Genomic DNA, 1,642 nt, shown 5'->3' on the forward strand with positions numbered 1-1,642 from the left:
CTCACATTTCGCACCCTAACAAGGTCAAAACAAAGGATTTTTTATTTAGTTTTTCAGAATAACTTTTTGACCAACACGACGAGCGATGGCTATCCTTTTTTTACCATCGCTGGTCGTTCCGTATGACGTTACACGTAAATGCTCTCATCCAGCCCCAACCCCTGCAGAATCCTTCGTTGTTCAGGGGTGAGGGAGCGATCCAGTGAGCGTTGGATGCGTCCATCCGGCAGCTCCAGGAGGACGACGTTCACATATTGAAACAGCTGAAAAATCGCCTGTCCTGTCGGCCGAGTCAGCTTGCGGCCTCCAGGACCCTTCAACGGGTGTTCTGGAGTAATAAACTGACGCACTCGGCGCTGAAAAACGCGGTAAATCGCCAAGGCCAACAGAAACAAATAGCCCAATACCGCAACTCGTTCTGGCTTTTTGACATAGATCTCATCCGTGAAAAAAGGGTCTTTCAAAAAAGCGAAGTTCATTTCCACCGAGATCTGCCCTTTATATAGCTTCAAGATCTCTTGGGCATCCATTTGTTGACCCTTCCATTCCTCCGGAACGGTCGTGACGAGGACAAACCGGGACGCTTTCCGTCTTGCCTGTTCCCACGCGTTTTGGTCGAATTCGACGTCAAGGCGCAAGAGATACCGCGTCTCCATCTCGGGTTCCGCCCCTTTTTTCGGCCGTCCGCGCCGTTTTTTCGGGCGTACGATCTCTTCGACCGCGGCCTTGACCTGATGAAACCGTGGGCGAAGGGACGTCTTGAGGGACGCCAAGGCTTGTTCAGCGTCTTCCCGGCACGAGAAAGGGTGGCGCTCCCAATGGGCTTGTTCCTCGCGAAGAAGCTCCGCTTCTTTGGTTCGTTCTTTTTCGAGCGTCTTTCCTTTTCGCTGGTCGAGCGCACTCGATTCGACGACGATCAGCCGAACGGGGTGGCCTTCATAGGTGGAGGATGTTTCCCATACCCGGTACGTGGCGCCGTTTCTCTCCGCCAGCGTAAAGGGGTCGCTCCACGGGATGTGAGGCGAATCGGCCTCCGCTAATGCCCGTTTCACGATCCGAAGCGACGAAGGGCCTCGGGTGATCAAAAAGGCGTTGGCGGCTTTCGTCTGCGCCAGAGTGTCTTTCGTCATGGCGGCGGAATCGGCCACGTAAATCCATTCGTCTTCCATCTTGGCTTGTTTGAGCTGTTCGTGGACATGGGACAGCACCTCCGGATTCCACGTTTTGTCCGGCAGGTTGCCGTCGTGCACATCGCCGTAAAACGGGATGCCATCCTCGTTGCCGATCAGCCCGAAACCGATCTGTTTTTGCCAGCGATGATGCCGGTTGTAGCCATGCGTGATCCGCAGGGCCTCTGACGAGACCGATTCATACGCGCCGTAAACCGTCTTGTCCGTCGTATCGGCGTGAAAGGCTCGGAGGGAAAGGCCTTCTTTGCGATAAATATGAATCAAGCAAGTGCTGATGACGTTGTGAATGCCAGCCTCATACAGGCGATCGAGATGACGGGCCAACGCATCGTCGTTCAACCAGGAAGGATGGAGACCGGGACGGATGAGTTTCTCTAGATCGATCTCCTGAGCCCATCGTTCCACGTGAACGAGGGCTTGCCGGCCGTCAAACATATTGTAGATGATGGCCT

Annotated in this window: 1 protein-coding gene; it reads right to left on the bottom strand. The window is 54.3% G+C overall.

All coding sequences use genetic code 11. The features are described from left to right. Nucleotides 1–128: 128 nt before the first annotated feature. Nucleotides 129–1,642: IS1634 family transposase (locus tag ACVBDQ_RS17940; protein ID WP_446663395.1), on the bottom strand; the 1,514-nt coding region annotated here is incomplete at its 5' end.

It is taken from the genome of Geobacillus sp. CCR (assembly GCF_052906625.1).